Annotated in this window: 16 protein-coding genes; 3 read left to right on the forward strand and 13 right to left on the reverse strand. The window is 41.0% G+C overall.

Going from position 1 to position 22,041, the window contains the following annotated elements; genetic code table 11:
- Positions 1-87: 87 nt before the first annotated feature.
- The 11 genes from radC to AWM74_RS01045 form a co-directional block, all read right to left on the reverse strand.
- The gene (gene radC, locus AWM74_RS00995) at positions 88-792 is read right to left on the reverse strand and encodes a RadC family protein (RefSeq protein ID WP_026466254.1); all 705 of its coding nucleotides are present in this window, start codon (positions 790-792) and stop codon (positions 88-90) included.
- Between the two features lie 175 nt (positions 793-967).
- Positions 968-2,644: a formate--tetrahydrofolate ligase gene (locus tag AWM74_RS01000; RefSeq protein WP_026466255.1), complete on the reverse strand. Its 1,677-nt coding sequence runs from the start codon at positions 2,642-2,644 to the stop codon at positions 968-970.
- Between the two features lie 211 nt (positions 2,645-2,855).
- The gene (locus tag AWM74_RS01005; protein WP_016896894.1) at positions 2,856-3,500 is read right to left on the reverse strand and encodes an HAD family hydrolase; all 645 of its coding nucleotides are present in this window, start codon (positions 3,498-3,500) and stop codon (positions 2,856-2,858) included.
- Positions 3,478-4,722, reverse strand: a complete 1,245-nt coding sequence (locus AWM74_RS01010; RefSeq protein WP_034258232.1) for a bifunctional folylpolyglutamate synthase/dihydrofolate synthase — start codon at positions 4,720-4,722, stop codon at positions 3,478-3,480. The genes AWM74_RS01005 and AWM74_RS01010 overlap by 23 nt, the downstream gene beginning before the upstream one ends.
- 183 nt (positions 4,723-4,905) lie before the next feature.
- Positions 4,906-7,542 (reverse strand): valine--tRNA ligase, encoded by a 2,637-nt coding sequence (locus AWM74_RS01015; RefSeq protein ID WP_026466257.1) that lies wholly within the window; start codon positions 7,540-7,542, stop codon positions 4,906-4,908.
- Between the two features lie 829 nt (positions 7,543-8,371).
- Entirely contained in the window at positions 8,372-8,770 is a 399-nt protein-coding gene (locus AWM74_RS01020; protein ID WP_016896891.1) for a rhodanese-like domain-containing protein, read from the reverse strand.
- 31 nt (positions 8,771-8,801) lie between these two features.
- Positions 8,802-9,770 (reverse strand): ROK family glucokinase, encoded by a 969-nt coding sequence (locus AWM74_RS01025; protein WP_026466258.1) that lies wholly within the window; start codon positions 9,768-9,770, stop codon positions 8,802-8,804.
- A 105-nt stretch (positions 9,771-9,875) separates the two neighbouring features.
- A complete protein-coding gene (locus tag AWM74_RS01030) occupies positions 9,876-10,469 on the reverse strand; it encodes a 5-formyltetrahydrofolate cyclo-ligase (RefSeq protein ID WP_026466259.1) in 594 nt (197 codons plus the stop codon).
- A gap of 10 nt (positions 10,470-10,479) precedes the next feature.
- Positions 10,480-11,151 (reverse strand): rhomboid family intramembrane serine protease, encoded by a 672-nt coding sequence (locus tag AWM74_RS01035; RefSeq protein ID WP_026466260.1) that lies wholly within the window; start codon positions 11,149-11,151, stop codon positions 10,480-10,482.
- A gap of 230 nt (positions 11,152-11,381) precedes the next feature.
- Positions 11,382-11,534 (reverse strand): 50S ribosomal protein L33, encoded by a 153-nt coding sequence (gene rpmG / locus AWM74_RS01040; protein ID WP_003141750.1) that lies wholly within the window; start codon positions 11,532-11,534, stop codon positions 11,382-11,384.
- A 177-nt stretch (positions 11,535-11,711) separates the two neighbouring features.
- The gene (locus AWM74_RS01045; protein WP_236702839.1) at positions 11,712-13,904 is read right to left on the reverse strand and encodes a peptidoglycan D,D-transpeptidase FtsI family protein; all 2,193 of its coding nucleotides are present in this window, start codon (positions 13,902-13,904) and stop codon (positions 11,712-11,714) included.
- A 242-nt stretch (positions 13,905-14,146) separates the two neighbouring features.
- Between AWM74_RS01045 and AWM74_RS01050 the strand changes: the two genes are divergently transcribed.
- Positions 14,147-16,906, forward strand: a complete 2,760-nt coding sequence (locus AWM74_RS01050) for a YfhO family protein (RefSeq protein ID WP_026466262.1) — start codon at positions 14,147-14,149, stop codon at positions 16,904-16,906.
- Between the two features lie 124 nt (positions 16,907-17,030).
- On the opposite strand, the gene AWM74_RS01055 is transcribed toward AWM74_RS01050, so the two are convergent.
- Positions 17,031-17,636 (reverse strand): superoxide dismutase, encoded by a 606-nt coding sequence (locus tag AWM74_RS01055; protein ID WP_026466263.1) that lies wholly within the window; start codon positions 17,634-17,636, stop codon positions 17,031-17,033.
- 249 nt (positions 17,637-17,885) lie between these two features.
- Here AWM74_RS01055 and AWM74_RS01060 point away from each other — a divergent pair, with 249 nt between their 5' ends.
- A complete protein-coding gene (locus AWM74_RS01060; protein WP_026466264.1) occupies positions 17,886-18,674 on the forward strand; it encodes a DUF1189 family protein in 789 nt (262 codons plus the stop codon).
- Positions 18,675-18,986: 312 nt separating this feature from the next.
- On the opposite strand, the gene AWM74_RS01065 is transcribed toward AWM74_RS01060, so the two are convergent.
- The gene (locus tag AWM74_RS01065; protein ID WP_026466265.1) at positions 18,987-20,339 is read right to left on the reverse strand and encodes a DEAD/DEAH box helicase; all 1,353 of its coding nucleotides are present in this window, start codon (positions 20,337-20,339) and stop codon (positions 18,987-18,989) included.
- Between the two features lie 196 nt (positions 20,340-20,535).
- Between AWM74_RS01065 and zwf the strand changes: the two genes are divergently transcribed.
- Positions 20,536-22,002 carry a glucose-6-phosphate dehydrogenase gene (gene zwf, locus AWM74_RS01070; protein WP_026466266.1) on the forward strand — a complete coding sequence of 489 codons (1,467 nt, stop codon included), beginning with the start codon at positions 20,536-20,538 and terminating at the stop codon, positions 22,000-22,002.
- Positions 22,003-22,041 lie beyond the last annotated feature (39 nt).

Genomic DNA, 22,041 nt, shown 5'->3' on the forward strand with positions numbered 1-22,041 from the left:
ACTTTTTACCTATCCAAAAATTCTTACTTTAGTATAACATGGATCAATACATTTAGCAATGATAAATTATAAGTAAAGTAATTTTTATCATTCAAAAATACCATATTCCTGTAAACTTAAGAAAGCATCGCCACCTACAATGATGTGATCCAGTATTTCTATGCCAATCAAATCCCCCACTTCAGCCAACCGTCTAGTAAAGTCGATATCCGCCTGAGAAGGCGACGGATTACCGGACGGATGATTATGGGCGACAATAATTCGCGCAGCAGACGCCCGAACCCCTTCTTTAAAGATTTCCCTTGGATGTGCAACTGAAGCATTTAAACTTCCAACGAATATGGTCTTCTCTTTAACGATTTGGTTTTTTGTATTTAGATATAAGGCCATCACATTTTCCTGCTGCAGGTCTTTCAACTTCTCAATACAATAATTCCCCGCATCTTTCGTTGACATAATAACGCCCAATTTTTCCTGGTTAGATTGGTATAAGCGCCGGCCAAACTCTATAGCAGCCTGTATTTCAACCGCCTTAGCTGGTCCAACACCTGGCAACTGGATCAAATCATGGTAAGATGCCGTACGCAAATCATACCTCGTCCCGAAATGCTGGATAATTTTCATAGCCAATTGAATGGCGTTCAAACTCCGGTTCCCCGTCCGTAATACAATAGCCAATAACTCATACATAGTCAACGATTCTGCCCCGTGGGTCATCAACCGTTCCCTCGGCCTAATTTCCTCTGGCAGCTCATGTATCGTTGTCTTTAATAACACTTGATTTTCAGTCATCCTTTCACACCCCTCTACCATATTTATACGTTGTAAAAGTGCTAACTTGACCAATATAATTATGAATAGAAATCAGGTTTCGCTTTATTTTTTTGGCAAAAAGAAAAACGTGCAACTTTCGCTACACGCTCTCTCATAAATCCACTTACATTTTTAGCTGATGCCACAGAAAACCCTAGAACAAACCAGTGATTTCGCCATCTTTTTTAATATCCATATCCAAGGCTGCTGGATATTTTGGCAAGCCTGGCATCGTTAACACGTCGCCCGTCAAGGCCACAATAAAGCCAGCCCCAATTTTGGGCACCAATTCACGTACTGTCACATCAAAGTCTTCTGGTCGACCCAAGGCTTTTGGATCATCAGATAGTGAATATTGGGTTTTCGCCATACAGATTGGTAAATTACCCCAGCCATTTTTCTCGAAACGACGCATTTGATTTTGAGCTTTCTTAGAAAAGACAACATCACGTCCGCCATATACCTTTTGTACAATAGCACGGGCTTTCTCTTCTAAATTTGTTTCTTCATAAGCATAAGTCGCTTTAAATTCCTGGTCATTACCGTCAATTGCAGTAACGACAGCGTCCGCCAAGTCCAAGCCACCCTGGCCACCATCAGCCCATACAGATGATTTCACACACACCACCCCAAGCTCAGCACATTTGTCTAAGACAACCTGTTCTTCCGCTTCGGTATCCGTCACGAATTCATTCACACAAACAACCACTGGCACTTGGAAATTTTGCATGGTTTCAATATGTTTTTGCAGATTGGCAAAACCAGCCGCCACCGCTTCAACATTTTCGCCTTCATTCAAGTCTTTCACTAAAACACCACCGTGCATTTTCAATGAACGAATAGTCGCTACAACAACGACTGCATCCGGCGCTTTTCCAAGGACGGGCACTTTAATGTCCATGAATTTCTCGGCCCCTAAATCAGCCCCGAATCCTGCTTCAGTCACCACATAATCCGCTAGTTTCAAGGCTGCATGTGTCGCCACAACTGAGTTACAACCATGGGCGATATTGGCAAATGGCCCACCATGCACAAATGCTGGCGTATGCTCTAAAGTCTGCACTAAATTCGGTGCAATTGCGTCCTTCATGACCAAGGTTAAAGCACCTTCAGCCCCCAAATCAGCTACAGTAATTGGCTGACGGTCGCGGTTTTCCCCAATGACAATCCGGGCAAAACGCGCACGCATGTCTTCTAGGTCTGTCGCTAAACATAGAATCGCCATAATTTCTGACGCCACAGTAATGTCAAATCCATCTTGACGCGGGAAGCCGTTCCCAACACCACCTAAAGCCACTGTAACCTCACGTAAGGCCCGGTCATTCAAGTCAACTGCCCGCTTCCAAGTCACTCGGCGAACATCAATATCCAATTCATTCCCTTGGTGGATGTGGTTATCGATTAAGGCAGATAAGGTATTATTGGCCGTTGTAATGGCATGCATATCGCCTGTGAAATGCAGGTTAATATCTTCCATCGGTTGAATTTGTGCGTAACCACCACCGGCAGCACCACCCTTAACGCCCATAGTTGGCCCTAAAGACGGTTCACGCAAGGCAATCATGGTTGACTTACCGCGCTGACTCAATGCGTCCCCTAAACCAACAGTTGTTGTCGATTTCCCTTCACCCGCAGGCGTCGGGTTTATGGCTGTCACCAAAATCAACTTGCCGTTCTCATTCGATTCAATTTTTCCCAAGGTTTTTGCTGGTACCTTGGCCTTATATTTTCCATATAAATCGATATCGTCCACATTAAAACCAATTTTTTCAGCAATTTCACTTATCGGCGCCAACTCATTTTGTTGGGCAATTTGAATATCTGTTAACATGACAAAACCTCTTTCTATGACATCATTTTCTCATTATATTCTAGCATACTTCACAGCAAATCTAATACTTTCTTGAAAAAGAACGAATCCTCTCTTTGCTAGCAAAACTGCCATAGATAGGGGTCCTAGCAAGCTGACATCTACCCCTTTTGCCAAAAAGCACTTTCGTATTAAAAAAAGACTGGCCCACGGGGGTACCAGTCAAATTTGCTTAGTCTATAAATGGTAACGCGTCACCAAGACGGCCAACGACTGCTAAAACGCGGTCGTAAGTTTCATCATCCGGGGCTACCAAATCAGGGACCATGATCACGTCTAAACCTGCTTGATAAGCAGCATTAACGCCATGAATAGAGTCCTCTAATACGATTGTTTTCTCTTTGTCTAAGTTGAAATCAGCCACAACTTTTAGATAGATTTCTGGGTCTGGCTTAGCGTTTTCTACTTGGTCACCTCCAAGCACACCTTTGAAGTATTTGCGGATACCTGTTGCATCTAGTAAATACTCCACTGTTTCGATATTTGATGATGATGCTACATAGCAATCAATATTTTTAGCTGCTAACGTATCCAACACTTTGATCAAGTCGTCTTTTAAATCAGGGGCTTGGTCTTTGATGATTTCTAAGTAACGTTTATCTTCGCGAGCTAATAAGGCTTCTGCTGCTTCTCTGTCACCAATGGCTTCCTCATACATTTGTAGGGTCTCTTTCTCGCCAACCCCAACATATTTTAGGTAGTCATCCATGGTGAATTCGATTCCTATCGATTCGAATCCTTCTTGGTTTACTTGGGCGTAGATCTTTTCAGTGTCTAGCATTAACCCGTCCATATCAAAAATTACTGATGTTTTCATAGATATCCTCACTTTGTAGTTTTTCTCGCACTTCAGATATAAAGTAGAAAGAGCCACAGAACACTACTACGGCATCTACATTTGCTGATGCGGATTGCTTATAATCATCATACCAATTATTCACAAATTTCGCATCTGTAGTGACTAAATAATCGTCTTCTTTTCTCGCTTCTCCATAATCAAATGTGGTGACATATAGTTCGATGTCCGAATGTGCTTGGATATAGTCTAATGAGTCGTTAATTTCCTTACGGTCTAAACTTGAAAAATACATGATAATTCTCTTATCCGCAAAAGTCGCCTTTAATTCTTTCAGCAGCACTTTAATGGCTGAAATATTGTGGGCGCCATCAATAAAAGTGGCTGGCTTGTTAGCAATCAATTCCATACGACCTGGTAAGGCCGTCGCTTGAATGGCTGCAATGGCTGTTTGTTGGTTAAAATACAAGCCATTTCCCTTTGTAAAAGCGACAAAAGCAGCGTAAGCTGTCCAAGCATTCCATACTTGGTAAAAACCAAGTTGCGGAATATCCATCTGCGGTTGCAATTTATAAGAAATCAATTGACCTTCTTCTTGAGTCACTTTGTCTTGGATAATAGCCAAGTATTCTGGGGCAATTTCCCCAACAACCAGGGTATCCCCATGGTGCATTATGCCGGCTTTTTGTTTGGTAATGGCAAATTCATCTTCACCTAAACTAGGAATGTGGTCTTTACCAATAGAGGTGATGACCCGGACGGCATGTGGGAGAATATTGGTGTAGTCCTTTTCGCCACCAATCCCTACTTCAATGATCAGTAAATCGACGTCCACCTGGCCAGCATAGATAAAGAAGGCTACAGTGAGGACCTCGAAATAGGACATGGATTCTATTTTTAGGGCTTCGATATGGTGACGGACTTCGTTCATGAGTTGAATAAAGGCTTGGTCGTCGATATTTTCTTTATTGTGGCGAATACGTTCTGTTATGGACGCCAAATGTGGTGACGTGAATAGGAGGGTCGAGTAACCGTGATCTGTCGCCATTTGCTCGATAAAACGACAGGTTGACCCCTTGCCGTTGGTACCAGTCACGTGGATTGCGGGTATTTTTAACTCTGGGTGGTCGTAGCGGTCAAGCACACTTGCCATCCGTGAAAAATCTTTCGGCGTCGACTTGGTGTACACGCCCAACCATTGTTCGATTTGCGCCATATTATGCATTAAAATAGCCAATTTCATGCCCCCATTTTTTCAATTATCATCTTGCCAGACATCATTCTAGCATGGAATGCCTTTTAAAAGTATTTTATTTGTGTAAATCACTGGGGATATTTTTGCTGCATGGCCTAAGTGATTCAATCCGAAAAAAGAAGCCGACTATTTAAGTTAAGTCGGCTTCTCAAATGGTTATTTTGGGTCAAATTAGCCTTGTAATTCAGCGATTCTTTCTTTAGTAGAAACTAATTTATCCCGGTAATCTTGACCTTTTTGGCGTTCTTCTTCAACGACAGCTTCAGGGGCATTGGCCACAAAGCGTTCGTTAGACAATTTCTTCTCAACCCGGTCTACTTCAGATTGCCATTTGGCTAGTTCTTTCTCCAAACGGGCAATTTCTTCTTCGATGTTAATGAAACCAGCTAATGGTAAGTAAATGTCTCCACCGTCAAAGAATAAGGTTACCGCTTGATCTGGCGCTGTAGCACTTGTATCAATCGTAAAGCTTTCTGGGTTGGTGAAGCGGTTAATGAAGGCAATGTTGTCTTCAAGGGCTTGACCTATTTCAGCGTTCCGTGGTTTCACAATGATTTCGATTGGTTTAGATAAGGCCACGTTTTGTTTGTTACGAGCATTACGGATTGCTTTAACCAGTGAAATCACGTAGTTCATATCAGAAGCAGCTTTTGGATTAGATAAGTTTTCATCTACCGTTGGGTACGCAGCTGTAACGATTGATGCCTCTTTATGTGGAATATGCGCCCAGATTTCTTCTGTTACAAATGGCATGATTGGGTGCATTAAACGTAGAATGTTGTTTAATGTATAGGCCAATACTGAACGGGTTGTCGCTTTCGCAGCTTCGTCCTCACCTTGTAAAGTTTCTTTAGCCATTTCAATATACCAGTTACAGAATTCATCCCAGATGAAGTGGTACAATGAACGACCTGCTTCACCAAACTCAAACTTATCAAAGTTTGCAGTAACTGAAGCGATGGTTTCATTAAGACGTGTTAAAATCCATTGGTCTTTGATTTCAGTCACGTTTGATAAATCTATTTCATCATAAGTTAAGTCATCAAGATTCATGATGGCATAACGAGAAGCATTCCAGATCTTATTAATAAAGTTCCAAGCAGCTTCCAGTTTCTCTTCGTTGAAACGGATATCTTGACCAGGTGTTGAACCAGTTGCTAGGAACCAACGTAAAGCGTCAGCACCATATTCGTTAACAACATCCATTGGGTCAACCCCGTTACCTAGAGATTTGGACATCTTACGCCCTTGGCTATCACGGATTAAACCGTGGATTAAAACATTCTTGAATGGACGACGACCAGTGAATTCCAACCCTTGGAAAATCATACGGGCAACCCAGAAGAAAATAATGTCATACCCTGTTACCAATGTTGAAGTTGGGTAGTAGCGTTTAAAGTCTTCTGCATCAGTATCTGGCCACCCCATAGTTGAAAACGGCCATAAGGCAGATGAAAACCAAGTATCTAAAACATCTGGATCTTGTTCCCAGTTTTCGCTGTCAGCAGGTGCTTCCATACCGACATACATTTCACCAGTTTCTTTGTGGTACCAAGCTGGAATTTGGTGACCCCACCATAATTGACGTGAGATAACCCAGTCGTGGGCATTTTCCATCCAGGTCTTAAAGGTATTTTCAAAACGAGGTGGGTAGAAATCAACACGGTCTTCAGTGTCTTGGTTTTCTAATGAATCGTCCGCTAATGGACGCATTTTAACAAACCACTGTGTTGAAAGACGTGGTTCAACAACGACACCTGTACGCTCAGAGTGACCAACTGAATGGACCATTTCTTCAACACGGATTAAGAAACCTTGTTCCTCTAAGGCAGCAACGACTGCTTTACGGGCTTCTTCACGAGACATACCTGCAAATTCGCCTGCATTTTCGTTCATAGTTGCGTCAGCGTTCATCACGTTTATACGTGGTAAATCATGACGGTTCCCTACAGCAAAGTCGTTAGGGTCATGGGCAGGGGTAATTTTTACAATACCAGTCCCAAATTCACGCTCAACATACTCGTCCGCAACGATTGGAATCTCACGACCAACAAGCGGTAAAGTAATGGTTTTACCAACTAAGTGTGTGTAGCGGTCGTCATCTGGGTGAACCGCAACCGCCGTATCCCCTAACATGGTTTCTGGACGTGTTGTAGCGATTTCTAACGAACCTGATCCATCTGTTAATGGGTATGAAATGTGGTAGAATGCACCGTTATCATCAGAGTAGATCACTTCCATATCAGATAAGGCAGTTTGTGCTTTTGGATCCCAGTTGATAATGTATTCACCGCGGTAAATTAAGTCTTTATTGAATAAGTCAACGAAGACTTTACGCACAGCTTCACTTAAACCGTCGTCTAAGGTAAAACGTTCACGAGAATAATCAACAGAAATACCCATTTTACCCCATTGTTGACGGATTGTTTCAGCATATTCTTCTTTCCAATCCCACACTTGGTCAACGAATTTTTCACGGCCTAAGTCATAACGAGAAATGCCTTCTTCGGCTAATTTCGCTTCAACCTTAGCTTGCGTTGCGATACCCGCATGGTCCATACCTGGTAACCATAAAGTATCATAACCTTGCATCCGTTTTTGACGGATAGACATATCTTGTAGGGTCACATCCCAAGCATGACCTAAATGTAATTTACCAGTTACATTGGGAGGTGGAATAACGATTGAATATGGTTCAGCAGTTTTATCTTCATTAGGGGCGAATACACCTGACGCTACCCATTTATCATAGCGACCTTCTTCAACCGCATTCGGTTGGTATTTAGTAGACATATTAGTCTCTTTCATGAAAGCTTCCCTCTTTCTTTGATTCATATTTTTGGCAAAATAAAAGCCCTATACTATAACAATCTATGGTTAGACAATTATAGTATAGGGCGCAAATTTCATTGCTCGGTACCACCTACATTTTTACTTCATTGTAAGGACATGATAACGGTATGGACCGAAGTAAAGCGACACTTTGCCTACTGCGCAACCATTATTGACTGTCTTACCTGTTCACACCAACCACAGGCTCGCTTAAAGACAAACACAATAAACCTCACAGCAATTACTTAAATTATTTGCATAGCCAATAATAGCACGGAAAAAAACAGAAAGCAAGAATAGGATGTGAGACAGGGCGTTTAGACAGGAGACGATGGAAGAATTGTGCCGTGTCACACAAAGTGTGAAACAAACTATTCTGAAGCGGACACCTGTCTGCCCTGGCGAGCTCAACTTCACAGGGTGTGAGTGTCGACGCTCAAAAAGGGAACGTTGGAAGATTAGAGCAGTGACTGACGAAGTCAGGTGCAATCTAATCTGAAACGCAGTCTTTTCTGGAGACCCGAACCCGACTAAACAGGATGTGAGACAGGGCGTTTAGACAGGAGACGATGGAAGAATTGTGCCGTGTCACACAAAGTGTGAAACAAACTATTCTGAAGCGGACACCTGTCTGCCCTGGCGAGCTCAACTTCATAGGGTGCATGTTCCAACGCTAGTCTCTGGTCTCTTCATTGGTCTAATCCACATCAGTATCCCCTTCTAATCTTACCTAGCGTACGCATTTTAAAGATAAACAATATTCAAAAAAAGCCAGGAGCGCTAACTCCTGACTTTTCAAAAACTATTAATCTTGACGTTTTGTTTTACCTTCCCAATCAGAAAGGCCACCTTTTAAAATATAAATTTTATCGTAACCAGCGTCTTTTAATTTTTTCGCTGCACGGCCAGTTAAACTGTGCACATCAGCGTATAAATAAATTGGACGTGATTTACTGAAGCCCGGCACACCTTGTTGTAAAGTAGAATACGGTACATTGCGGGCACCAAAAATGTGGGCAGAGTTGAATTCATTTGCTTCTCGGATATCAATAATTTGTGCCGATTGCATGGTTTGTTGGAAATCTTCTTGAGAAATCATGGTTGCGTTGTTACGACGCAATAGGTAGCTGTATAACCAGAAGCCTCCCCAAACCAATAATACGACAATTAAAATAAGCCAAGAAATAGTACCAAAGTTGATCATAAGTGTTGTTTTTCCCTTCTAACGACAAATACTAAACATTTTTCATAACTAGTGACGCAGCACCATACACACCTGCATCATTCCCCAAGGTAGCTAAACGAATACTTGTTGTCCGTCCAACACCAGGATATACAGACTTATGGAAGTTGTCTGTTACTTTATCTAATAGGTATTGACCAGCATTGGCAACCCCACCACCAATTAAAATATATTCTGGATTTGTTACAGCAGCAACTTGCCCTAATGCACGTCCTAAATGTCCCATCGTTTCATCAACCACAGCTTCTGCAAACTGGTCACCCGCTTCTGCCGCTCTAAAGATATCTTCTGACGTTACAGGTTCACCGTTAAAAATACGTCCTTGAATAATAGAACCCGTATCATCCATAGTATAAGCTAATTCACCAGCAGTCCATACGATACCTGAAGCAGATGCCACAGTTTCTAGACAGCCATGTTGACCACAAGTACATTTACGGCCACCCTCTTTAGAGAACATATGCCCAATCTCACCAGCAGCACCTTGTCCAACAACCAATTGGTCATTGACAATTACACCACCGCCAACACCGGTACCTAAAGTCACCAAGACAACATTACCTGCGTGGTCACCAGCACCCTTCCATTGCTCACCCAAAGCAGCAACATTGGCATCATTTTCAATCAGAATTGGCCAATCTGCGTTGAAGTGGCTACGAATCAGATCTGCAACGGGCTGTTCTTCAACCCAAGCTAAGTTATACGCACCAGCAACCGTACCTTTTTCACGGTCTACAAAGCCTGGAGACCCCATACCAATGCCTAAAATATCTTCGTTAGTCCAATTATTTTCTAGCATTTTTTCTTGAACAGCTAGAATTAAATCTGGAATAATGTGTTGGCCATCTTCTTTAATATCTGTAGGTACTGACCATTTATCAATAATTTCGCCTTCAATTGAAACAACTGATAATTTAATTGATGTACCACCAAGGTCGATACCGAATATTTTCTTAGTCATTATCATAACTCCCTCTTATCTATTAGTTATATAAGTCTATTTTATCAGACTTTAGCAAAAAAAATTAGGTTTTTAAGCAAAAAAATGATACCGGTTGCACAATATTTATATTTCCCCAACAATAATTTGGTCAACTGGAATATCAAAATCATCAATTTCAAAAGTCACTTTATCAGAGACCATGCCTGGAAAGGCTAAGGCAATCTTGTTTCCTGGGTAATCCGCTAGGAAAATATCGTAAAAACCGCCCCCATGCCCAACCCGATACCCGTCCGGTCTAAAAAACAAACCTGGTACAAGCATCAAGTCAATGGCCTCTTTATCGATAAAATCAGCTTCTGCTGTTGGCTCGTAAATACCGAATTTCGTCTTTTCCAAGGCATCCATCCCTTGATACTTAGCAAATGCCATTTGACGTTTAGGATAGGTTTTAGGCACATATACCTCTTTGCCAATGGTTAAGGCGTAATCAATAATGGGTTTCGTATCAATTTCGCCTGGATGGGCAATGGTTGTGGTGATGGTAGCGGCTTTAATAAAGGCTTCATTGATAAATAATTGGGCATAAATATCTGCCTGTAAAGCAAGTCGGTCACCCTCCGGTAAGGCTGCCCAGTATTTAAAAGTCCGATCGCGAATGTCCTTCTTGTCTAAAATTGTTTTCATCTTTTCTGTCAATTCTTTCATCTCTTCTGTCAAATGAACGCTCCTAACCACTAATTAAAGTATTGAACATGCCGTGGTTGATTAAAATAAACCCAGCAATCACCACAAAGGTAGCAGCTGAACCAAGCCGTTGGGTCAACCGTTGATCTGGCCCTTCCCCGCGAATTAGCGCCATGGTCATTAAGAAACCACCTACCAATCCGCCCACATGGCCCCAAATATCAATCCCTGAACCCATAATACCAAAGGCCAAGTTAATCCCCACAAGGGTTAAATATTGCGAACCAATGCTTTGGATATGGCGATTTCTCGGGAAGAGATTTTTAAGCGCTAGGAAAACAGCAAACAAACCAAACAAAGCAGTCGATGCCCCAGCTGAGATATTTTCAGAAAATTGGTAAGAGAATAAGTTCCCCATCAAGCCAGAAGCCAGGTAAATCACCAAATAGCGCCAGTGGCCTGCAATATTTTCAACCATACTACCTAAATAATACAGGGTAATAGAATTAATCAATAAATGAACAATTCCAATATGTAAGAACATGGGGGTAATTAACCGCCAATACTCTCCTGCAGCAATTAAAGGATTAAATTTAGCCCCAAATAATAACAAGGTGGCAGAACTTTCGGAACTGCCCATAAATTCCATCATAATAAATAAAATAATTTGAATACCTAGCAAGGTATACGTCACAAAAGGTTTTCTCGTAAACATGATTAGCTCCTTTTTAATAGCGAATGTACTGTCACATATTATACCCTAGTTTTCAGGAAAATCACAAAATGGCTGTTACCTACAAGAAAACTTTAGGTTTCTTCTACAAGACACCACAAACAAAGGCAAAAAAGACCCACACCAGCGCGAACGCCAATGCAGGTCTCCCAATAGTAAATACGTATTTATTATTTGTGTGTTACCGAGTCAGTTATCTAATTTGCATTAGATTATTTTACCTCTTTGAAGACACAAACTTTACGTAATTTTGGACTATATTTTTTTAATTCTAAACGATCTGGATTGTTACGACGGTTTTTCTCTGTTAAGTAAACACGTTCGCCTTTTAATTCAGTGTTTTCTAAAATAATGTTCACACGCATGTGATACCCCTCCAATACAATAAAATTATTAACTGATATACAGTAACCATACTCGATTATTGTACCATAATCTTAACCTATATGCCAAATATTTTTTAGTCTTGTAAAAAAAATTGTTCATACACTTAAAATGATCAGCATGGGGCTGTGATTTGAGTGTCACAGCGCCACACGCAATTATTGTGCTTCTTCTAATGCTTCCGCTTCTTCTGCTGATGCTTCCGCATTTTCTGCCATTTGGTCAGCTACTTTATTTTGATATTCTTCGATATCATAGTATAAACCTAAAACATTTGGTGCAGCAGCTTGGGCAGATACAGACACATTTGGTGTTGTTCCTGGAATAACGATAGAAACCGCAATTTCAGGATCATCATATGGTGCCCATCCAGCCCAAGTTGAATTTTCAAGCGTATCAGATACTGTCGCAGTACCTGATTTACCCGCTACTTCAATTGGGAAATTAGCAAAAATAGCGTTCCCCAAACCAGTTGAAGTATGAATAACAGACCAGATACCCTCTTGCACTTCCGCAAGCATTTCATCTGTAATCGACAATTCATTCAATACAGTTGGTTCATATTCGTAAACCGTTGCTCCATCGCCAGCAGTCTCCTTGTCTTCAGTAGGTGCCAAAATTTTATCCAGCACATGTAAAGCATAGCGGGTACCACCATTCGCAATGGTTGAAATATATTGGTTTAATTGAATTGGTGAGTAGGTATCAAACTGACCGAAAGCCAAGTCAAGTGCGTTACCTGGGTCACCAGTATCAGCTCCGATTAGACCAGTTGATTCATTTTCCAAGTCAATACCAGTCGATACACCTAAACCAAATTCTGCATAGTAGTCACGTAAGGTATCATACACGGCATCTGTATCCAGTTCTGACAAGTCCATGTATGGTTCGTAGTAGTTTACACCACCCATAGCCATTGCCAATTTAATCATGTAGACGTTGGAAGATTGAGCTAAGGCTTGTTTATCCGTTAAGATCCTTGGTGTTGAATCGTTACCAGATGTAAACCACCAAGAAGCTTTAACTGGCGTACCGGAGAAGTACAGGGGTTCATCGGTAATTTCATTGTCTGAACCAACTTCAAGCAAGCCTTCTCCGTAAGCAGCGGAAATCGTTGCAGGTTTCACAACAGACCCGGATACAAAGACGCTATTAATCGTACCTAAGGCATCATCAACAATTTCACCATCTGAATTTTTCTTCTTACCAACTAAGGCGTAAATAGCCCCCGTATCAGGATCAGACGCTACAATATAGATAGAATTGTTGGCTTCAGTTGTCGCATCTTCTAAATACTGAGTTGCATAAGCTTCTAATTCCGCTTGGTATTCAGAGTCAATGGTCAACTGAACCGTATTCCCCATTTCTCCAGCATAAGTCTGTTCAGAGTTGATAATTTCTCCGTCTTGACTCACTTCTGTTTCATAGGTCGTTTTCGAACCACGTAAATCCGCTTCATACTGTTCTTCAATATAAGACTCCCCTACCCGATCATTTAGGGCATAACCCTTAGCTAGGTAGAAATCTTGTTGGTCACTTGGAATCCCTTCTTCTGTAGAAGATACACTACCAAGCAACGAACGTAGTAATGAATCTTGCGGGTAAGTCCGTTTCCAATCGGTTGTCACATTGACACCTGGTAACTCAGCTGAGTGCTCTGCCACAACGGCCATTTCTTCAGTGGTTACCCCATCATTTTTAATCATGACAGTTGAGAGTGACGAGGCGGCATTCATTTTGGCAAAAATAACTGCTGCTTTCTTATCTTGGTCACTTAGACCATTCAAGTCGTCGTCAGTCACCTTACTCACTTGGATGGCGTAAATTTCATCATCCGCTGCAGCGGCCTCATCGTCCGTTAACCGGTCATTGATGACATCTGTATTGGCTGCTACAAAATAATCCTGCAGGTCACGATCGGATACATCCTCGAAATCTATAGCTATATATTTAGCTAGATTCTGCGCCGTATGGACCATATCCTCACCAGAAGTGTCCTGGCCACGTGTATAAGAAATTGCTGGTAAAGCCTCATTAGACACCATCAATTCTCCTTCAGAGTCAATAATCAACCCACGAGGGACCGATTCCTCGACAATAGTTGTTTCTGTCGCATTCACTAGATCAGAGAACATATCCCCTTGAACTAGTTGCAGATAAGATAAACGTAAAATAAGCATTGCAAACAGGACAAAAATCCCTATCATCATCACGTTCAAACGGTTTAAAAAGGAGCCCCATATGGGTGCACGTCTTTTTGGTTGGTCTTGATCATCAGAACCCATTTTATTCAACTTTTCCTCAGCACCCTCATGTTGCTTCGGTTGTTTATTTTGATCACCTTGATCCAACTTGTCACCTACTTTCAAATAAAACACTTATATGCAGCCAAATAGGTCAGTCCACTCAAGCTAGCATAATCTTTTTTAATTATACACAAAAAATGGTCATAAGACTCGTGTAAATTATTAAGAATCCCTATATCCACCTAAAAATCACAGAAGTTTTTATTTTTGTAAAAAATCTTTAAACAAGGCAATCAATCTGCGAAATATGATATGCTAAAAGCAATTCGCAAAAAGGAGTTCGTGTCATGACGCAATATATAAAAACGATTCAACAAAAAAGTCAGAAACACCCACTCAAAGCTTCAATGATTGGCTTGTTTCTAGCAGTCTTTATCCTGATGGGACTCTTCTTTATCTTTGGCCTAAAAATATTTCCTTTCGGTAACGGTACCATCATGACTGTCGACCTAGGCCAACAATATATCGACTTCTATCAATACTACCGAGACATCTTCCAAGGCAATTGGGATCAGATTTTCTATTCCTTCTCAAAAGCCACCGGAGGCGAAATGGTTGGGACCTGGTCTTACTACCTCATGTCCCCCTACTTAATTTTCTTGCTACTTTTCCCGCAATCCTGGCTATCCTTTGCCGTCGCCTTGATTGTCTTACTCAAACTCGCCACCGCAGCATCCGCCTTCCAGTTCATGTTAGGTCGGTTTTATAATGAAGTGACCTGGCAATCACTCACATTTTCATTCGCCTACGCCTTCATCGGCTACCTGTCCGCCAACCAACTAAACGTCATGTGGCTAGACGGCGTTATCTTCCTACCCTTTCTCATTTGGGGTTTGGAAAAAGTCATGCGCGGTCAATCTGGCTGGACCTATGTAGGTTGGCTAGCCCTTATCCTAATCTCGAATTACTATATCGGCTACATGATTTGTTTATTCTTAATCCTATTTTTCTGCTACCGGATGGTCGCTCACGGACGAGCTGATTTGCATAGTCAAGACCAAATGGATAGATTGAACCAGGACTTGGCGCCAACAGCGCAATATCAAGCAAGCTACTTTACCAATTTGAAAACCTATTTCATGCAAACATTTGGTAAATTTGCCGGTTGGTCACTCGCAGGTGGTGGTTTAGCTGCGTTTATTTTAATGCCCACATTCTATGCATTATCAACCAGTAAAGGGCAACAATCGTCACCCGAACTTGAATTAACCACCGATTATCCTTTATACGATATGGTATCAAAATTCATCCTAGGGGCCTTTAACTTTGACCAAATGCCAGAAGGATTGCCAAATATTTTCGTAGGTAGTCTAGCGCTTATCATGGCCAGCCTTTACTTTTTCAATAAGAAGATTCCTTGGCAAGAACGATTAGCCGCCGGTGGATTGACGACGGCCCTATTATTATCCATGAACATTTCAGGGCTGAACTTGATTTGGCACGGGTTCCAATACCCAATCTGGTACCCGTACCGTTTTTCATTCGTCTTTTCATTCTTTCTATTATTTATCGGCTACCAGCTCTACCGACAAAAAACTGTCTTATCCATTAAAAGTGCAATAGCTTTGCTGATACCTTTTGCTATTGCCTACGGTTACCTGTTCTATAAGATTGAAGAATTTGACTATATTTCAGTCACAACAGTCCTAGTCTCCTTCGTCTTATTCGTTGGGGTCACTGCCCTGCTGATGATGGCTGTTGACTTCGACCGGTTGATTTACATCCTCCTATTGTTCATCACCATGAGTGAAGTGTTTGCCAACTCAGTGATCACTATTTCCTCTATTTCTTACTTGAAAGAAGATGACTTTGCGGATTATATTGCTGAAATCAAACCAGAAATCGCATCGTATACGCCCGCGGAAAATGAATTCTACCGAATGACCAAGACCTTCCAGCGGACAAAAAACGATGCCATGCAGCTGGATTACTATGACTTGAACCATTTCAACTCGACAATGGAACGAAACACCACCCAATTGTTCAAACAATTAGGGCAACCTATGTCAGACGGCTTTACCAACTATACAACAGGGACCCTAGTGACAGACGCCCTATTTGGTGTCCAATATTACTTTGACGTCACCCCGTTTGAAGATAATCAAGGCGCCTTAAAAGACCGAGTCAGATCAACACGAGCTGACTTGAGTGAATACCCTGTTACAGAAGTCACAGACCAATTAATCATCCATGAAAATCCCAATGCCTTGTCTCTTGCCTATATGGTTAGTCAAGACATCCAAGACGTCGCCATTGATGACGTCAATCCAGTTTACCTGCAAGATGAATTGTTGAATGTCTTGAGCGGAAACGGCACAACAGACGGCATTGACCTTTCACAATTTGAGATTGCCAACTTTGCCAGCGTGGACCTTTTCCATGTGGATTCACAAGATGCTTCTGTGGTAAACACAGCTTATACCCGTGATGACACTGGAGAAGATTCGTTTATTGATATCCATATCAATGTCAAAACAGACCAAGCTTATTACATTACCGTCCCTTCATTCTTGAGCGATGAAGAAGTCAAATACTACTTAGACGGCGAGCCATTGGACTACGATTCTTCCTACCAGTCGATTCAATTATTTAATATTGCTAACGACGATCAAGGCGCAGAGAAAGTATTTACCATACAATTGCTAGATGACGAAACAACCCTAGCGGATATCAACCTCTATACCCTTGACCAGGAAAAAGTATCCACCATGGCAGAAGACTTAAAGCAAAATCAGTTGGAACTGACCAACTTCTCAAATGGGGCTTTCTCAGGCACTGTTACAGTAGACGATCCAAGTGAATACTTGATGGTCACTGTCCCATACGCAGAAGGTTGGCACGCCAAAGTCAACGGCGAAGAAGTCGATACCGTATCCCTATTAAACGGTGGCTTTATGGGTATCCAATTCCAAGAAGCTGGTGATTATGAAGTCACTTTCTACTACATCCCACAAGGCTTGATATTAGGTGTAGCCATTACAGGCGCAACCGGACTCGTACTAGTAGGTGTATATTTCTTTAACAGAAAAAAAGTGAAAACGAAATAAATATTAAACGTCTGCTGATAATTAACGGCAGGCGTTTTTTTAGAGGCATTTTTACGCAATTTGCCGTAAAAAAGAGGGGTTAGCCTAAGCTAACCCCTCTTTTACTATTTAAATAGATGTTAAATTATTTTGCTGCGTCAAAACGTTTTGCAACTTCATCCCAGTTTACAATGTTCCAGAATGCTGCAATATAGTCTGGACGAACGTTTTTATATTTCAAGTAGTATGCATGTTCCCAAACATCGATACCTAATAATGGTGTTTGACCATCCATTAATGGTGAGTCTTGGTTTGGTGTAGAAGTGATTGCCACTTCACCGTTAGCTAAAACTAGCCAAGCCCAACCAGAGCCGAAACGACCAGTTGCTGCAGTTTTGAATGCTTCTTGGAAGTCTGCAAATGAACCGAATTTAGCGTCGATAGCTTCTTTCAAAGCGCCTGTAGGTTCACCGCCAGCGTTTGCTGCGAATTGTTCCCAGAATAATGTGTGGTTAGCGTGTCCACCAACATTGTTACGAACAGCAGTTTTTTTGTCTTCAGGTACAGCGTCAAAGTTAGATAGGATTTCTTCAGCAGATTTGTCTGCTAAATCAGTACCTTCTAAAGCTGCGTTTGCATTTGTTACATAAGTATTATGGTGTTTGTCATGATGCAAGTGCATTGTTTCCTCATCGAAATACGGTTCTAATGCATCATAAGCGTATGGTAATTCTGGTAATTCAAAAGCCATGTAAAATTCCTCCTATATAACTTATCATTATTTTCTTACTAAAATCACTATAACAAGTCACACCCTAAAATTCAAAGGAATCGACTTAAAGCGCTCACTTATTTTTAAGAAAAGTTTTTCCTTTTCCAATCATCCGCTCATTATTTTTGACCAATCTTTGTTATAATGAATGTTAACGTGAGAATGCTTAGTCATTTTCCAAGTCCACTAGCTAAGCGTGAGAATATGCGAACAGAAAAGAGCGAATGTATGAAAGAAAGCAATATCCTCGTCATCTTATACGATGCCCTATTGAATTATCCAAAAATTATCCGTGTCATTTCCTATAGTTTTAAGAGAATGTTGGTCTATGCCTTATTAATTGCAGGTATATCCGCAATTCCGACCTTCTTCGACACTTTGAAAGTATTTGATTTACTAGAAACCAACGCAACATCGATCGTTAATCAAATCCCTGACTATCAAGTGACAGATGGCAAACTCGCCACCAGCGATGACCAAGCGGCCTTTATTTTTGAAACAGACCTGATGACCTATGCCTTTGATCCGAATGATGAAATCGCCAGTCAAGACGTGACGACTAGTCAAAACAATTTGATTACTGTTGAAAACAACTCAGATAACCTAACCTTATCATTCATGGGCCAACCTATCGCCTTCACCTACACACAATTAGGTGACTCTGCCAATAGCGATGGTGTCAAAGGTATTATCCAGTCAATGAGTAGCCTAACTTTGGCCTACTACCCGATTATCTTCATCATTGTGGCCCTATCTAGCCTATTAAATCTAATGCTAGCAAGCCTGATGATTGCCCTAGTAATTGGTATGCTACCCGATTCAACTCGGTTAAGACTAACCTTTAAAATGCGGTTCTCTTTAGCCCTTGCGTCATTAACCATGCCACTAATGGTCATTACCATCTTTAACCTATTTGGCTTCTATGTTGTCTATCAATTAGAAATCATGTATGTATTCGCCTTGATTCGTTTATGGCGACTATTGAAAAAAGTACAAGTCATAAAAATGCAGAAATAATACAAGGGAGTGAGTGAGACCGCTCAGCTAAACAACTTCTAACGCATTTAAGCGAGTAAGTGCTAAAGCATCAACTCGCTCATAAACTGGAAGAATAGTGCCGTATCACACAAAGTGTGATGCAAACTATTCTGAAGTGGACTTGAGCTGGTCGAGTGAACTCGACTAAGGTGCGACGCAAATCCGATTACGAGGGTGTGAATCCGACTAGAGTGTGAGCGTCGAAAAATAATTTATCATTAAACAAAAAAATCCGAGGAATTGATCAAATCAATCTTTCCTCGGATTTTTATTTTGTAGATGCTAGTGAATTTAGAAATCCACTTGGTTGTCTTCTTTGTTTTTACGACGTTGGTCACGACGTTTTTTACGTTGATCAGCCATGCGGTTGTCTTTATTATGTTTAGAAATTTGACGGCTTAATTTTTTCTTGTAACCAGGTTTGACTTTACGACGTTTGTTTCGTTCGATCATCCCAGCTACAGTATGGTCAACTTCAGGTGCTTTTTGACGGGCAGCACGGGCATCATGGTCTTTACCATCGATTAATTGATGGTCTTTGATATCTTTATTTTCAAAGATGATTCCTTTGTTTTCCAACCATTCAATATCTTTAAATTCATCCGGAATATAGAAGGTAATGGCAGTACCTGGTTTACCTTGACGACCAGTACGGCCTACACGGTGGATGAAGAATTCTAATTCATTTGGTACTTCGTAGTTGATGACATGAGACACGCCATCAATATCGATCCCACGAGCAGCTAAGTCAGTTGCTACCACGTATTGGAAGTCCAAGTTTTGTACTTGTTTCATTACACGGCGACGTTCGCGAGCTGGTAAATCACCATGAATTTGGCCGACATTTAAGCCTTGAGATTTCAAGTATTTGTACAATTCTTGTACAGTTTCCTTGGTGTTAGCGAAGATTAAAGCTAAATAAGGTTGACCAATTGTTAAGGTATCGAATAACAATGCCTTACGGTCGCGCCCTTTAACGGGTACCAAGTAGTTATCAATGGTATCTGAAATTTTGTGACGGGCTTCAATTGTTATCCATTCAGGATTGCTTAGATATTTTCTCAAGAATGGTTTTAATTTGTCCGGAATAGTTGCTGAGAAAACATACATGTTCAATGATTTTGGCATACGGCCTGCAATTTGGTCGACTTCATTTAAGAAACCTAAATCAAGGGTCATGTCTGCTTCATCAACAACGAAATCTGTTACTTGGTGTACAGAAATCAATTGGTTGTTAATCAAGTCTAATAGACGTCCTGGTGTCGCAACAACGACTTGTGGTACGGCATTTTCTAAACGGTTGGCTTGTTTAACAGTATCTGTCCCACCAAAAGCGCGCTCGATATGTAAATCTTCATCTGAAAATGACAAAATTTGACGGCCAGCTTGATATAACTGCTCCGCAAGTTCACGACTAGGTGCTGTAATAACCAACTGCGTGTGTTTTTCAGCTGTAATCTTATTTAATAGTGGTAATAAGAAGGCGTGAGTTTTCCCTGATCCTGTTTGGCTTTGGGCAATGACATCGCGGCCTGATTGAATCACTGGAATAACTGTTGCTTGAATTGGAGACGGCTCATAGAAATTTAAATCTGCGAGTGCGTCGTTGATAAATGGTTTTAAATTAAATTGTGTAAAAGACATGGTCTCCCACCTTTCTCTGCTTGCCAGCTTAGGCAAGTACGGTTCTTTTTGCTCATCCGTACTATTGTACCATTATCTTTCTTAAATCTAAAATAATAGAATATTAAAAAATACTAAGAATAGTCAGGACTAATTCTTGTGTAAGTGATGAAAGTTCGTATATAATTGGTGATGAACTATGAAAGGATGTAGCATAATGACTAACAAACAAGTTGGTGGGCTTATCGTTATGTTTGGTGCAGCAGGAGATTTAGCGCGCCGTAAACTATACCCATCTTTATTCCGCTTATATCAGCGACAATTATTATCTGAAAACTTTGCTTTGCTAGGAAACTCTAGACGTGAATGGACTGACGATTATTTCCGTGATATCGTCTTAGATTCAATTTCTGACCAAGAAGCAGACGAAGAAACAATCAATAACTTTATCAAACATTTCTTCTACACATCTCATGACGCCACTCAAGCGGATGATTATGAGAATTTGAACAATGAAATGGCAAGATTAAGAAATGAATTTAATACCGGTGAGAAAAATTTATACTACCTATCGACTTCACCAGCCCTATTCCCTGAGATCACCCAAGGATTGAAGGATGCTGAAATTGTGACAGATGGCGGTACACACCGAGTAATCTTAGAAAAACCATTCGGAACTGACCTTTCATCAGCCAAAGAATTAAATGATGCCTTAGCGATTTCTTTCGATGAAAAAGATATCTACCGTATTGACCACTACCTTGGTAAAGAAATGGTGCAAAATATCTTAGCGACACGTTTCTTTAACCCTGCAGTTGAAGCTTTATTAAACCAGGAATTCGTTTCAAACATTCAGATCACCCTAGCAGAAGACATGCCAGTTGGTAGCCGTGGTGGTTACTACGACAAATCAGGTGCTATTCGTGACATGCTACAAAACCATATCCTACAAGTGGCGACATTACTTGGTATGGACCTACCCGCTTCACCTGACCAAGACGATGTACATGCCAATAAGTTAGCTTTCTTGAAACAAATCGATTCATTAACAGCAGACCAAACAGCTAAACAAACCGTTCGTGCCCAATACCTTGCAAGTGAAGATGGTGAATTCATCAACTACTTAGAGGAAAATGAGGTCGCACCTGATTCTGTGACTGAAACTTATTTAGCGGGCTACTTCCAAGTCAATAATGACCGTTGGGGCCAAGTACCCTTCTACTTCAAAACAGGTAAAGCCTTGGATGACAAACGGACAACCGTTGAAATCGTCTTAAAAGATGCCGTTGATAAAACAGACATCGATAAGGGGTGTAATCCAAGTCAAAGTCGCATCACCTTCAACATCCAACCAGAAACCGGTTTAGCTTTTAACCTAAATCAAAAATTACCTGGTGAAGAATTATTGCCAACAATGGTGTCTATTAATTCTAATGTAGACGAATTAAATGCTGCCTATGTACCAGATGCTTATGAAAAATTGATTTATGATGCCTTAATCGGTGACCAAACCAATTTCTCTACATGGGATGAATTGGCTGAACAATGGCGTATCGTTGATTCAATCATTGCCAACTGGAAAAATGCAGGCACTAAAACCCTACCTACTTATATTGGTAAAACACGTGGTCCTAAAGAAGCGGATGAATTATTACGTCAAAACGGCCATGTTTGGGTAAAATAGTTTTATTGAAAATTGCCTTATAGAAGAAACGGCATATTT

The sequence above is a fragment of the Aerococcus urinaeequi genome, assembly GCF_001543205.1.
Classification (GTDB): domain Bacteria; phylum Bacillota; class Bacilli; order Lactobacillales; family Aerococcaceae; genus Aerococcus; species Aerococcus urinaeequi.